Source organism: Pantoea sp. EKM101V, from assembly GCF_011800325.1.
GTDB lineage: Bacteria > Pseudomonadota > Gammaproteobacteria > Enterobacterales > Enterobacteriaceae > Pantoea > Pantoea anthophila.
On record NZ_JAALFP010000013.1, the window covers coordinates 88,456 to 102,454 of the forward strand.

General features: G+C 48.8%; 12 protein-coding genes and 1 pseudogene. 2 read left to right on the forward strand and 11 right to left on the reverse strand.

Going from position 1 to position 13,999, the window contains the following annotated elements; all coding sequences use genetic code 11:
* Positions 1-238 precede the first annotated feature (238 nt).
* Positions 239-1,660, forward strand: a complete 1,422-nt coding sequence (locus tag HFD92_RS18295; protein WP_167429430.1) for a GGDEF domain-containing protein — start codon at positions 239-241, stop codon at positions 1,658-1,660.
* A gap of 19 nt (positions 1,661-1,679) precedes the next feature.
* Here the strand turns inward: HFD92_RS18295 and ddlA are convergent, their stop codons facing one another.
* The 7 genes and pseudogenes from ddlA to HFD92_RS21885 all read right to left on the reverse strand — a co-directional run.
* On the reverse strand, positions 1,680-2,777 hold the full coding sequence (gene ddlA, locus HFD92_RS18300; RefSeq protein ID WP_167429431.1) for a D-alanine--D-alanine ligase: 1,098 nt from the start codon (positions 2,775-2,777) through the stop codon (positions 1,680-1,682).
* A 92-nt stretch (positions 2,778-2,869) separates the two neighbouring features.
* Positions 2,870-3,421, reverse strand: a complete 552-nt coding sequence (locus HFD92_RS18305) for a hypothetical protein (protein ID WP_167429432.1) — start codon at positions 3,419-3,421, stop codon at positions 2,870-2,872.
* Positions 3,418-5,781, reverse strand: a complete 2,364-nt coding sequence (locus HFD92_RS18310; protein ID WP_167429433.1) for a fimbria/pilus outer membrane usher protein — start codon at positions 5,779-5,781, stop codon at positions 3,418-3,420. Before HFD92_RS18310 ends, HFD92_RS18305 begins: the two co-directional genes overlap by 4 nt.
* An 18-nt stretch (positions 5,782-5,799) precedes the next feature.
* Positions 5,800-6,480, reverse strand: a complete 681-nt coding sequence (locus HFD92_RS18315) for a fimbria/pilus chaperone family protein (RefSeq protein ID WP_167429434.1) — start codon at positions 6,478-6,480, stop codon at positions 5,800-5,802.
* A gap of 63 nt (positions 6,481-6,543) precedes the next feature.
* Complete coding sequence (locus HFD92_RS18320) at positions 6,544-7,233, reverse strand: DUF1120 domain-containing protein (RefSeq protein WP_167429435.1); 690 nt, start codon at positions 7,231-7,233, stop codon at positions 6,544-6,546.
* 745 nt (positions 7,234-7,978) lie between these two features.
* Complete coding sequence (locus tag HFD92_RS18325; RefSeq protein WP_111208129.1) at positions 7,979-8,293, reverse strand: hypothetical protein; 315 nt, start codon at positions 8,291-8,293, stop codon at positions 7,979-7,981.
* Between the two features lie 858 nt (positions 8,294-9,151).
* A pseudogene (locus tag HFD92_RS21885) lies at positions 9,152-9,711 on the reverse strand (sigma 54-interacting transcriptional regulator); the annotation flags it as partial.
* A gap of 102 nt (positions 9,712-9,813) precedes the next feature.
* On the opposite strand from HFD92_RS21885, the gene HFD92_RS18340 reads away from it, so the two are divergent.
* Positions 9,814-10,233: a hypothetical protein gene (locus HFD92_RS18340; protein WP_167429437.1), complete on the forward strand. Its 420-nt coding sequence runs from the start codon at positions 9,814-9,816 to the stop codon at positions 10,231-10,233.
* A 452-nt stretch (positions 10,234-10,685) separates the two neighbouring features.
* On the opposite strand, the gene HFD92_RS18345 is transcribed toward HFD92_RS18340, so the two are convergent.
* The 4 genes from HFD92_RS18345 to HFD92_RS18360 all read right to left on the reverse strand — a co-directional run bounded on the left by HFD92_RS18345 (position 10,686) and on the right by HFD92_RS18360 (position 13,989).
* Entirely contained in the window at positions 10,686-11,699 is a 1,014-nt protein-coding gene (locus HFD92_RS18345; protein ID WP_167429438.1) for a hypothetical protein, read from the reverse strand.
* Positions 11,696-11,926 carry a hypothetical protein gene (locus tag HFD92_RS18350; protein WP_167429439.1) on the reverse strand — a complete coding sequence of 77 codons (231 nt, stop codon included), beginning with the start codon at positions 11,924-11,926 and terminating at the stop codon, positions 11,696-11,698. Before HFD92_RS18350 ends, HFD92_RS18345 begins: the two co-directional genes overlap by 4 nt.
* A gap of 135 nt (positions 11,927-12,061) precedes the next feature.
* Complete coding sequence (locus HFD92_RS18355; protein ID WP_167429440.1) at positions 12,062-13,078, reverse strand: tyrosine-type recombinase/integrase; 1,017 nt, start codon at positions 13,076-13,078, stop codon at positions 12,062-12,064.
* 8 nt (positions 13,079-13,086) lie between these two features.
* Complete coding sequence (locus HFD92_RS18360) at positions 13,087-13,989, reverse strand: hypothetical protein (protein WP_167429441.1); 903 nt, start codon at positions 13,987-13,989, stop codon at positions 13,087-13,089.
* Positions 13,990-13,999: the final 10 nt, after the last annotated feature.

Consider the following 13,999-nt stretch of genomic DNA (forward strand, 5'->3'; position numbering starts at 1 on the left):
GCAAAAATCGGATATCTCGGATAGCCGGTTTTTTTACTGACGGGGCATAATAAAGCCCCGTTTTCTGCTGTCATCTGCTGTGCTTACCCGGCACTGGGTCATTTTATTGAGTTAGCCCATGAAGTGGGGTTTTATCGCAGGATGACATTGAGGGCATTCAGGATTTAATCATTCTGACACCACGCGCCTGTTCAGGCTGGCGTGGAGAGCCAGCCTCACCGCGATAAGGTCCGGACGCATGCGCACACCGCTGTTTGAAGAGCACAACGCAAAGAAGAACGCATTTTTGCTGTTTTTAATCACGCTGCTGTTTTGTTTTATCGGCGGACATCTGCGCTTTCCCAAAGAGCTCTCTCTCTTCTGGCCGGTCAATGCGATCGTGACGGGCGTCATCGTCCGCAATCCCTTTCTACACCGGGGCCGCTACTACCTGGCTATCCTGGCCGCCATGGTGTTCAACGACACCGTTTTTTCGGGCTGGGCGTTCTCAGCGTTAACCCTTAACGTGGCGAATGTGCTGTTTGTGCTGGTGGCGGTGACGCTGCTGGTCAGGCATCTTCAGCACGATTCCGGCAGTGAGCGGATTACCAGCGTGCTGCGAATCTTCCCGGCCTGCCTGCTGGCGGCGTTCACCTGTGCCAGCTGGGGCGCGCTGGCGCAGCAGGCTGATTTTGATACCGGGCTGGCGGTGGCATGGGCTGACTGGTTCAGCGAGCAGTTCTCCACCGGGCTGATGCTGCTGCCGTTTTTGCTGACCCGCGACTGGTCGTCGCTGTCGCCCCGCCAGTTTCTGCACATCCGCAAGCTGCTCCCGGTTATCGCCGTGGCGGGTTCGCTGACAATCGGGGCGATGATGGGTGGCGCGGGCAGCCTGACGTTCCCGGTTCCTGCGCTGATCTGGTGTGCGGTGGTGTTGCCCATGCCGCTGACCAGCCTGGTGATTTTACTGACCGGCATTACCGAAATTATCCTGGTGTCGCACGGCGTGATGAACATTCAGGGCAGCGACGCGATGCTGCCGCTTAACCATCTCACCTCGGCCCGGCTGGGGGTGGCGACCATCTCCATCAGCCCGCTGATCGTGGCCGCGAGTATGGATGCGATCCGCCAGCTTAACCAGCGCCTGGCGCTGCGGGCGAATTACGACTTCCTGACCCGGCTGCTGTCGCGCTCCGGTCTCTATGAAAGCCTGCGCAGTGAACCCATCTTCCCTGAACGCAAAGCGGGCGTTATCCTGCTGGATGTCGACTACTTCAAAGCCATTAACGACAATTTTGGTCACGACGCGGGTGACAGCGTGCTGGAAGAGATCGCGCGCCGGATGCAGCGGGTGGTGGGCAAAGCGGGACGCATCTGCCGTTTTGGCGGCGAGGAGTTTGTGGTGGTGCTGTTCGATCAGAACCCGGAGAGACTCTATTTTCTGGCTGAGAATATCCGGCAGACGATGGCGAAAGAGAAGTTCTGGCTGCAGGGGAATACCGTGACGGTGACCGTCAGTCTGGGACTGGCGCATGACAGCGCCGCTGAGGCGACGGAGTGGCCCCCCGTCATCAACCGGCTGATCTCTGCGGCAGATAAAAACCTCTATCTGTCGAAACGCAACGGCCGCAACCAGACCTCACCGGTTAACTACCGTACCTTCACCAGCGACGTGGCCTGACGCCACGCCGCCGATGTACTCAGCTGACGCTGCTTTTCAGGGTGCTGGCCTGCTGGTGGCGCTCGATGGCCAGGTCGATCAGGCGGCTGATCAGATCCTGATAGCTGAGTCCGGCTGCCTGCCATAATTTCGGGTACATGCTGATATTGGTGAAGCCGGGCAGGGTATTCACTTCGTTGACAATAATCTCGCCGCCGTCGGTTAAAAACACATCGACGCGCGCCATACCAAAACACTCCAGTGCCGTGAAGGCTTTAATAGCAACCTCACGAATGGCATCGCTGGTTTCCGTGGAGAGGGCGGCGGGCACCACCGTCTGCGCGCCGCTCTCCGAGATATATTTGGTGTCGTAGGAGTAGAAGGCATCATGCACCACCACTTCGCCGCAGGGGCTGGCTTCGGGCGCATCGTTGCCCAGCACCGCGCACTCAATTTCGCGTCCTTTGATGCCCTGTTCAATCAGCACTTTACGGTCAAAAGAGAAGGCGAGCGCCAGCGCGGCGTCAAATTCCTCCAGGCTGTCCACTTTGCTGACGCCGACCGATGAACCCTGATTGGCGGGTTTGATAAACAGCGGCAGGCCAAAGCGGGCAATGACAGCCTCTGCATCCAGCTGGGCGCGCTGCGCGTGGGTGACGCTCAGCCACGGGGCGACCTTCAGACCGGCATCGCGTAACAGGCGTTTGGTAAAATCTTTATCCATGCTGACCGCAGAACCGAGCACGTCTGAGCCGACAAAGGGTAACGAAGCCATCCGCAGCAGGCCCTGCAGAGAGCCATCCTCACCGAGCGTGCCGTGAACGATAGGGAAGATGACATCGATCTGCGACAGCGGATGTGCGTTGTGACGGGTGATAACCTGCTGCTGAGTATGACCGGGTACCAGCGCCACATCGTCAGCCGCGCGATTCAGGGCGATCAGGGATGGATTTTCAGCGTTCAGTAAGAAGTTGGACGCATCGTTAAGACGCCAGTGCCCCTGTTTGTCGATGCCCAGCAGCACCACGTCAAACCGGGTTTTGTCTATCGCCTCAAGGATATTTTTGGCCGACTGCAACGACACTTCATGCTCAGCCGATTTCCCGCCAAACACGATCCCTACCCGCAACTTAGTCATCAATTTTGCCCACTGAAAAATCAAAACCTTAAGATAGCATGGGGTTTGCGCGGGAAAACAGGGTAAGGCGCGAGATAATTTTTCAGCGGCCGTTAACCCTCATCACTGACGATAAAGCTGCCGTTAAGCTGCCACTGTTTCCGCTCACTCACCCGGGTGGCATCGGCAGCCAGCCAGGTGACTATCGTCACTTTTGCACGTAGCGTGTTGCCAGAGGCAATCTGGCCCTCTTTGCGGAACTGCAGAGGCTGACCGGCGCTGAACGCCATCGCTGCCGCCTCTGTTCCGGCTCGTTCGATCGTGACCGGACGATCGTCGAGCGTCACATCATGCAGGGTCAGCGTCGCCCGGCCCTGTTCGCCAAACAGGTAGCTGTCGGCGTCTTTCGCGGGCCCGCTGAACATCAGTTTTAGCGGTGTCGGGCGGTCACAGATGACCGTGATCTCTGACTCTCGCGGGTCACCCATCCGCAGTTCGACGGCCGTCAGCGCATTGCCCGGGCGACCGAGCAGCTCGCCCCGTGTCATTTCACCGTAATCAATCCGTGGATCGCTGAGCTGAATTTCGCACGCCGCACGGGCAGGGAGTGCGGCAAAAAGGCCACTGAAAGCCAGCAGCAGAGGCAGAACAGAGAGCTGTTTCATGGGACGCATCTCGCGGAAAGTGAGGCATAAAGGGTGCCGGGCTGGTTATACCAGGGCGTAAGCATATCGATGGCACACTGGCTGCCATTGCGGTCGAGGCTGAATAGCGGCTCGTCCGGCAGGTCGTCGAAAAAGAGCGTGCCATCCTCATTCACAAAGGCGATCAGGTGACCTTTGCCATTTTTGACAGGGGCACCCGGTGCAGGACTTTGCTCTGGCGGGAAGCTCACCAGCGCCCGGCGAACCGTATAGGCGGGCAGAATCACCGGCACTACAGCGCCGCGGTAAGGCGTGATGTCTGCAATACCGCTGATGACCTGGACATTGTCAGGCAGGCTCTGGTTTTCGATCTGTACGGTATTCTTCTGCCACGGTGTCCAGGAGGTGATGGCATGACCCGTGTGGTCGCTCCACACCACGCCGCCAGGGGTGTGGATACTGACGTCAGGCTGGGGGCTGTTGAGGGAAATAATGCCAAAGGTATCGCCTGTTTTGCGGGGCGAAAAGGTCACTCCCTCACTATGCAGGACGGCGCTGCCGCGCGCGCCCGCGTTGTAACTGGTGCTGTTTTCATTATGCGAAACGCCGCCGCTCAGCTGACTGTATTTGGTGGTCCAGGTTGCGGAACCCGCAACTGACGCATCTTCACGCTGACTTTTCTCCCCGGAGACGCTCCAGGCAAATTTATCATTCAGGGTGCTGTCAAAACCCATGCCGGCGCGTGTTTTTCCCCGGGTGTCATTAACCCAGCTGCGCACGCTGCTGCGGCTGCCGAGCGGAACCGCGAAATTGAGGTAAACGTAATGGTCATCAGTGTGGCGCTGATCCTGCGTGAGCCGGTTTTTCTGGATGCCTAGATTGACGTTCACTTTTCCGAAGGTGCGGCCCCAGCTGAACATGTAGCCCAGACTTTCTGCATTCTGCCAGCTCTGTGACAGGCTGCCGGAAAAGGCGAGTACGCCGAGCTGCGGCTGGCTATAGCTTATCCCCGCGGCGTACTGTGAACGGATCTGTCCATTCTCCTGACGGGCGTCTCCGGCGCGCCATGAACTGCCGGGATCCCTGAAATCACGGCTGCGAAAGCTGGCGGAAGAAGTCAGTGATAATCGGGGCGTCACGCCTGCGCTGATGCTGATCTGGTGATTGAGGCCCTGCATGTTGCCTCGCTCCCCGGCCGAATCCTGCATCTGCGAGGCGGTCTGGGTCAGGGAAGCGATAAGGCGTTCTGTCAGCCGCAGCGTGGTGCGCCAGGAGGCGGCCTGATAGTGCTCGCTCATCAGCCCGCCTGCCGTCACAGCCATGAAACCATTCTGATAAAGTCCGGCGGAACCGACGAACACCGGGAACGACTCATCGGTCAGGCGCAGACGTCCGGCGGCCAGAGAGAGTCCGGCATTTGCCAGAGAAACCGTGGTCAGAGCCTGAATATAGGGGATCGTCTGCTGCTGACGATGACCCGACTGGTCATGGCTGACGATCTCAAAATCATCGGACTGATTGATCGCCGGGATGTCAGCCAGTGTGTTCATGCCTGCTGTGACCTGATAGGTCTTCAGCAGGATGCCTGCCTGCCAGACCTCGGCAGTACCGGCTTGTGAGAAGAGCAGATTCAGCGACACGCCGCTGTTTCCGCTATTTTCTGCACTGCGTTCTGGCATGAGTTGTGCGCCCAGCAGGTTTATGCCGGAAAACAGGGTGTCGCCCGCGGTGATCTCACCTATCTGCACGACCGACGCCCAGCCGGGAAGGGAGCGCTGGGCATAACTGTAGAGTCGGGTCAGCTGGTGGTGTTCATTCTGGCTGGTATAGCTCTGCCCGCTGCGGAGTACCCAGTTGTTGATATTGCCCCCAATCTCGGAGGTCAGCGTCTGCGAGTGGTGGTTTTGTCCGGCGCGCGTCTGGTACTGATAGCGTCGGCCATCGTAATTCATCACCAGCGCATTTCCCCCGCTGGAGAAGCGCGGATGCGCAGACAGGTCGCCTGCCGGGACCTTCAGCAGCAGGCTGCTGCGGTCAACCTGCTGCTCCAGCAGAATCGGGCTTTCCGGTGGCAGCTGCAGGCAGCGCGCATCCTCTACCTGACGAAAACGATCGGGGATGATCCCCAGCTTTTCTGGCAGATCGGCTGGCCAGCAGGGATTACCGGCCTGATCAAATGTCAGGATATGCACCCCTTTGCTTTGACCGTTAACGACAATATTGACGGGCTGTTTCCCCGGCAGAAAGTGCGTGCCTGCATCAAGCAGTTCAGCAGCACTGGCGTCGTAGCCAAGCGCTCTGAGCATCTCTTTGTCATAGCGGTTTGCCGCCTGTACACAGGCTGAACTGACCACAAGGCTGAGTATCAGAAATTGTTTCATGGATAAAGGTGAACGGACTCAGAGCGGCACATTAAAAGGGGCGGTTAAAATTCCATATCGGGTGACGGGGTGCAGAAGCAGGGCTTTCACCTTATTCGCGGAGGCAGCAGGCAGAGCCACATCAAACTTTTCACCCGGAAGAATGTAGGAATTCTTCAGTTCAACCGACTCTTTGCCGGGCAGTAAATTAATCTCTCTGGTGAGCCTGACGATATAAGGTGTCGGATTTTCAATGTGCAGAGAGGCACCTGAAAGATGGAAGGTCAGCCCTGTCCAGGGCGCGGTGTTTACCGGCAGGCTGGCGGGGGAGATAATGACCGGAATATTCTGGCCAATGAGAATGCGGGCGCGATTCTTTTTACCATCATCCTGCGGGATAGAGACAAAATTAATTCGCTGCATCTTCTGGGTATCCAGCCTGACACCCTCTTTTAACACCACCCGGATCTGCTGGTTTTTCCCTCCATCGACACGAACCAGTTGAGGGGTAATAATCAGCCGGTTTTCAGGGTCTTCAGGAATTGTCTGCAGGCTACTGTGCAGCAGCGCCGTATCCCTGTCTGTGTTCAGGACATTAACCGTCACTTCACGATTCTGGTCATCAAGAAATAAAGCCGGTACTTCAGGCTTCATGCCGGCTGCAAATACGCCGGATACAGACAAAGAAAAGAGAATGGCAACAGAGAGAATTATTTTCATTTTATTTTTACCCTGTATTTAAAACGCGAAGGCCGGACGGCCTTCGCTGACAATCATGAAAAATTACAGATAAACCACAGAGAAGGTGACGTTACCGTCAATAGGCACTTCTTCCCCACTCGGGTAGGCATCCGCTTTCTTCAGAATCATCCTTGACGCAATGGAATAGGAGGCTTTAGTCATGGCTGCCGGGGTGGTGCTATTGGCATCAGCCGCCAGGGTAAAATAGCCGTTTTTGGTGAGCGTTGCGGGTGCTGTAGCCGTCACATGAGTGAGAGACCATGCCGATTTATCGCTGCTGGTCAGCACATTGGTATTCGCTGCACCGTCGGCGGTTGCGTCAGTAATTGCCAGTGCCATCGCCCCCACATGTCCCTGAGCGCTGTCTGTCCCTAAGCCGAATATGTGTGCATCTGATAAGCCTGAAACGGAGGTTTTCATCTCATCAGACATGTTCGCCAGCGTCATGGCACTTGCCGCACGGTTATCTGTGGTCTGCACGGCGATTGCGACAGGCGCTTCACAATCCACATTCAGAGTAACGGTGTTGCCCTGTTTAACATTGCTGTCCTTAAGCAGCGTCGCTGCGGCGATGGTGCCAAGATCAATGCTTGCAGAGCTTAATGCCACACCACAGGCGGCTGGAGTGATTGTACCCGTGATGGAAAGGGTCGCAGATTCTGTAGCGTGACCCGCAAAACTGACGGTAGTCATCGCGGCGACAATTGCAGTGCTTAATAATAATTTTCTCATATTATCTCTCTTATCAGATTTGTTATAATGAGCAGATCTGAACAGACCGTACGCTCTCTTTGCTGTGCGGGTTAATCAGCGTGCAGAGTGATAAAAGATAAGAGACGTATTATATCCTTATCCCTTAAGCTAATTACGCTGGTTAATCGCCTTCTCCTGATTTTTAATTTTAATTCAGGAAGGTCAGGCTAACATAAATTTTTATTAATGGCCTAGTTAACGAATAAGTAAAATTGTCTTCATTTGAAGGTGAGTGTTTATAGCATGTTTGATGGGTTATAGTTTTTTCTGCTTAACCTTATATTTATAATTGAAAATTAACGGCAGGGAGAAAATGGTAATGACAACCTCCTCTGAAATAGATTTATTTAAAAAAAAAGATGTCTAAGCGCGGACAGTTTTGGGGAGCGTAAGCAATCCTGTCTGCTAATGCGCAAGAGGTGGGGTATGCTCTGGGTGAGTGGTGAATGCGCCTGTCAGCGATCGGGGCGTCGGGGATAACGTTAATCGGCATCATGCCATCCCCGCCCTTAAATCAGCATCATTATCAGCGGCGTTTAACGCGCTTGTTTTCGATAGATTCGATCACAACGAATGTCAGCATAAGGGCAGGGATTTTTGGAGTCCGTTATTTCAGCGGTCAATTTCTGCCATTCGCTACGGCAAAACTTAAAGGCTGAGTTTATCCGGGAGGGGTAAGGATTAACGTCAGCATTTATTTGATCGGTGATAACGGGCTATGCTGTTATACCAGCAACTGGGAACCGCTGGTACCGTAGTTGACGCGGAAGTCAGCAGCGTATGCGGCGACAGCATCTTTTCCCCACAAGGCACCCATAATGACGCATGCGACCGGGCCAATGACGCCGCCCAGGACCGCACCGCAGAGCTGAGCAATAGGTCCGAATACAGCACTGCGGCTTGCACTTCCACCGACCGTGACACCCGTTGCCAGACCTTCGATAAGGCCCCAGATAGCCCCTTCAAGCGCCCCTTCAATGGTAGAGACAAATTCACCACCGCTTACGGTTTCAATTTCACACAGAGTTAAATCACGCATATTTCAATTCCTTTTAATGTATTTTCGGTTAGTTAAAGCATTTTTACTGCTGTTATACCCGCGTTATGAAGCTGATGCCTTTTAAAAGCGCGCCACTGCATTACGCTGAGTTCTTTACCTCCAGGCCGACACCTTAAGCGACTAATGCTACATGGACGAAAAGAGGGTCTGTTAAATAATACCATTTACCATCCTGCGGAAATCCTTCCGCCTATGCCTGAACCGGGAAACGTTGCCTGACTGAAAATCGTGGTGAATTAAATAATCTTTAAAACTGTACCCCGGCTCACTGAGTTTTATCGGGCTGGCCTGGCGATGAATAACGGAAAAATCTTCTCTCTGTAATAAGCTGTTTTGCGGGGTGTAACAATATATTTTTTTATACATAAATAAAGTTTTTTCTTATGACTGGAATCACTTATTTGTCCTCATTTTGCATCATTTGTTTTTTATTTTTACATTTATGAGTGAGTCAATTTATCGTCAGCTGGCTAAAATGGTTCCCTCTTTATTAGAGTAACTGTCTGATATCAGGGTTTTTATTTAGTGTTTGATTTACCTTTTTCTGTATCAATAATTCATAACCGCTACCATCCGCGGGTAAATCGTAGTATTGAGCATAATAAGTACGCCCTGGGTCTCTTTTTTAAACAGGGCGCAGGCAGATTATTGAACCAGCCGTCTTGCCGATCCCCAGTGAATATCACCGGAAAAACTATAAACAGAAGAGCTTCACGTTATCAGTCAGATTTAATCTGATGTTCTGTGAATTCATTGGTGTAATAGAAAAAGCAGCGCGTCATGCATGATGAATTATTACAGATGTGCTGAAATTATCTGGCAGGCCAGCCCACAGGGCGCGCGGAACGTTCTGTCTGCCACCATCTGCCGAAGATCGCGATTGGCGGCGGCGATCAATCTTACATCCACCGGGATCAGCCTGTTTCCCCCGACACGCTCGAACTCCTGCTCCTGTAAAATATGCAACAGCTTCTCTTTCAGGCTCTTAATCTGCTGACTGGCGAGCGCATTATCTACCGCAATCGCAATACGCTCAGCAATCTGCTGCAACAACCGCAGATTGGCTGCAGTAAAACTGTTGAACTGGCACTGAACCAGTTTCAGCACCCCCAGCGTTTTAGGGTAAAACCCAGTGGCAGGATAGTGAGGGTTTTGCTCTGATCGCGCCAGGTCACGTGAAAAAGCGAATGCTCATGATCTTCTGGCTCCTCGTTCGGGCTAAAATGTGTCAGCAGCATCTCTCCACTTGTCATTACCTGCTGAGCTGCAGAGCCGGCCAGCAGCATGCGCGACTGTTCACGCTGAGCCACCTGAGGCTGAAGATAATGGGTCACATAAACACTGGCCTGCTTACTCTCTTTATCCGCATCACAGAGCACAATGCCTATCGCGTTGATCATCTTCTATTGTTGGGGCTATTTTACAATTTCGACAGTAGACTCAGATTTAGTTAAGAAAATTATAATCTGGTTGAGTAGTGGTATTTATCTACGCCATCAATGAGTGGCTCCTGGCCATCACGGACTGAAAGTGACAATGAAGGTTCAATTTCAGCAAATGAATGGTTAGAAAACGATGATCAAATAACAATGGATTTGAATATTTATAATGGTAAATTCGATGGAGTAATTTCAACTCCAGCTATCAGGAATTTCATTCGAGCAACACCACACATTACTGATTACTTCTTATTAGAAGGATACAAACAACCCTTTAGAAATTCGGGCGTTGGATATGTCTATGAAATTATTATGGGTAAAAAATATTTATTTGCAGTTGTTGACGTAAAGTTAGAAGGGGAAAACCTGGTATTAACTGACAAAACAGAAGGAGGAAGTGAATTTCTTCCTGAAGATATCACCCTTCTGAAAAGGCCGGATGAGGCTACACTCCTCGGATATAGTAAGCACAAAAATTGAACAGTTCAGCAAGGCTCGATAACGAGCAAGGAAGTGATGAGGTTACAGGATGCGGATTCGAAGAGCTGTGTTTAAGTTTCACTGAGTTTGGCGTTCTTGCATGCAATTGTGAAGTTAAAGAAACAATTTGGGGGGACAAAAGGGGGGCATTAATTTGCAGAAACAAAAAAACCACCAGGATATAGGTGGCTTAATTACATGATTTTAAAACTAAAATTTGGTGGCCCCTGCTGGGTTTGAACCAGCGACCAAGCGATTATGAGTCCCAATTTGAAGTTTTGAAAATCAGTAACTTACTGATTTTTATGTTTTCTTCAGGCCGAATAGTGATGAAAAGTGGCACATAGAGTTGTGCTCTGCTGCCACTTTGCTGCCAAAATATTGAGACGGAAAGTAACTTTTCATTAATTTCCTACCTTAATATGACAGCATGAGCATACTGATAGATATTATTATCTTATTAACTTCAAAATACCTATTGCAATTCCGCTTTCCAAAAGAGTTATGTTACCTTTAGATTTGAAAAATGTTGATTCACCAATATGTTCGTTTTCTATTTTTAGCTTCTTAAATTGTTGTTTTTGATACTTAGTTACTATATTGAAAGTTACTTCTTTATCTTTCGATAAAATTCCATATTTGAGACTCAACAAGGAATCAACATCTTGTGAAACGATGTCATTAATAATGGAGTTTTTCATTCCAATAAATAAAATATAATTCTTCTTGAGAAAGAACCAGTCGCCAGATATTTTATTTCTACCTAGTTCGATAGTTCTTTTGTGCAAAAAGAAACTTTTATCAAAACTTCCATCTTCATTATTTTTAATATAGTAGGGGAGTTTGTCCGCTGTAGTAATTTTCACTCTGTTCTTAGAAAAGTCAATGATTCTATCACGTAATAAATCAAGTAATTTTGACTCAGGAGATAAGAAATTCATTACTTTATAATAAAAACCAAGCCTTTTTGATAACTTCTCTTCTTGTAAGTTAATATTAGATGAACCAGAGGGAGGATCAAGTAGATAGCATTTCAATTTCTGCTCCCTACCTTGAGGGCAATGAGCGATCGTACCGTAATTAAAATCCCCGACATAGGGATGATTGCTATCGGAATACATTACTTTCTTTTTTTCACCTATATTGCTTGCGTGTTTGTATATGTTATCATTTTTGGAGCTAACATCATCCGAACTAGATCCTTTGGCTTCAATTTGAACTACCCCCTTAGCTGTTATGGCATATTTAAAATCAAAGGCCTTAATATTTAATTCGGGAATTACAGACCAGTCTGCTTCATTAGCTCCAATTATTCTAGAGATGACTGATATACCAATTGACTCACCAACTCTTTTCATTAGAATTGCGGATTCTGGCCTAGAATTTTCTTGCACGCGTAATGAATTGTTAGTTATTTCCAAATCGTCAATGAAATATTGCACGGCACAATCTATAGCATTGATCAAATCATCTCTTTTAGTATATTTTTTTGGTTTAGTGCTTTTTTGAAAAACAATGAATTAATTAAAAATTCCGCCCCCGTAATTACTATTCCCTTGGATACTATTTTGTTCATGTTATCAATGAAAACCTTATCATATCTACTGGTATCATTGAGGAGTAATTTGTGCTTATCATCATAATATTCAACTGAAATATTAATTTTTGACGATGTTATTTTTTCAATATCCAAAATAAATCCCTTTTTTTGAGGTTATTGTATTGTGTGATTTTTATTAAAGAATTTAGTTGTATGTCGTCTGGGTTTTTTCATGTATTGTTAAACGACAGTAGAATGAATAAGGTGTTTTTTAAGCAGATCATATTGCTAACTAATTAAATTTAATGGGTTAAGTGACATTGCTTCAGATAAATGGTCTGGTGCGAAATGTGCATACCTCATTGTTACCTTAATATCTGTATGCCCTAATATCCTCTGAAGCACAAGAATGTTGCCACCGTTCATCATGAAATGAGACGCGAAGGTGTGGCGCAAAACATGCGTAAGCTGCCCAGCAGGTGTTTCGATGCCAGCGCGTTGCATGGCCTTTCTAAAGGCTGAATAGCATGGTTTAAAGAGCAACTGCGTTTTTCTGCTCGATGGCAGATCAGCCTGTAATTTTTCAGTTATCGGCACCGCGCGGTTTTTCTTGCCTTTAGTTTTCACGTAGATGATCTGACCGGCGCGGATTTGGTTGCCTTTCAAGCCTTCGGCTTCACTCCATCGAGCGCCAGTTGCCAGGCAGATTTTCACAATGGTAGTTAAATCTTTAGAACGGCTGTTCTCACATTGGGCGAGTAAGGTTCTGATTTCCTCAATGGTGAGATACGCCATCTCAGATTCACTAATTTTAAACTCGCGAACGTTCTCTAACGGGTTCGGTGCGGTCCATTCATCTAATCGGCGTAGCTCGTTAAACATAGCCCTAAAATACGCCAGCTCTAAATTGACCGTGCGAGGCGTAACTGTCTTCACACGAGTGGAGCGAGTGATCTTTCCGCTTAACCGCTGCTCGCGATAAGACGCAAAGATTTTCGCATTAAACTCGGTTGCGAGTGGGTTTCCCATCGCCTCGCAGGCGAACGCCATTGTGGTTAGCCGCTTCTCGCCATCCGCCAACGTAATGCCATGCGTGTTGAACCACAGTTCAACCAGCTCAATCACCCGCCGCTTATCTGCTTTATCTCCCAGCCAGGGCTTATTTTGAGCCTGCTCTTTTACGAACTTCTCAAAAGATTGCGCTTCGCCTTTAGTGGCGAACTGGCGGCGTATCCTTTTGCCGTCACGGCCGTTCGGGAAAACCTGCGCTTGCCACTTTCCGTTGGGTAATTTGCTTATCGCCATAGTGTTAATTAAAAATCCATATCTTCGGTTATTAAATCTAAATCAGGAGATTCTTTTTCAATAAAAGTAAGTTTGTTTTTATTTTTAAAAACGTGACACAGTTTCCCTAATGGATCTTTATCTATCCCAACATAGTCACCTAAAAAAATTCCACCTTTAAAATACGAGTTTCTATAGTATGCATCTCGCTTGTAAGTGTTTATTTGATACAGGAAGGTTTCTCCCGTTTTTGTGGGGCCATCTATTAAATTTATTATTTTTTGTGACAGCGTCTTTTTATCCGATAGGCTGTTAAAACGACTATTTAAGTCGTTGATGGCATCTAAGATTAGAGTGTCAGTTGAACTTAAAATTGTTTTCTCACCAACTTGTGCTGGTTGTATTTTTAGTAGTTGAACAATTGAATTTACATCACTTTCATCAGCCGCATAAGTGGATTTTAATGCCTTTTCGATTGATGATATGTTGTTAAATGCATTGTCGATTCTGAGACTTGTGTCATATTCGCAATATCTAAAAGCTTGTACATCAAAAGGGCTTAAAGTTTTGTCATCTTTGATTAAAACAGTTTTTTTATTAAATGCCTGCCTTAGTCCAAGTTCATACATAACGTTAGGGTTTCTTCCGCTTAAATCACAGATGGCAATGTCACATTCAACAATTCTTCTCAGAATATCAAGTACGATTAGATTTGAACTACTAATCTCATCCGCTCTAACAGGGGAAAATCCTGCTTTAGCACAGGCAGGTTTAATGATATGGCTATAGACTCGATCAAAGTGGCGTGTTTCATAACCATTCATATCAGCGATGGGCATTATTACGAAACATGTTTTTAAAGATTCTACGCTCGTGTTTTCTGCAACATCTGAGGTGGATAACTCTTCATTTTTTTTAACGGCACTATCCATTCTAAATTCC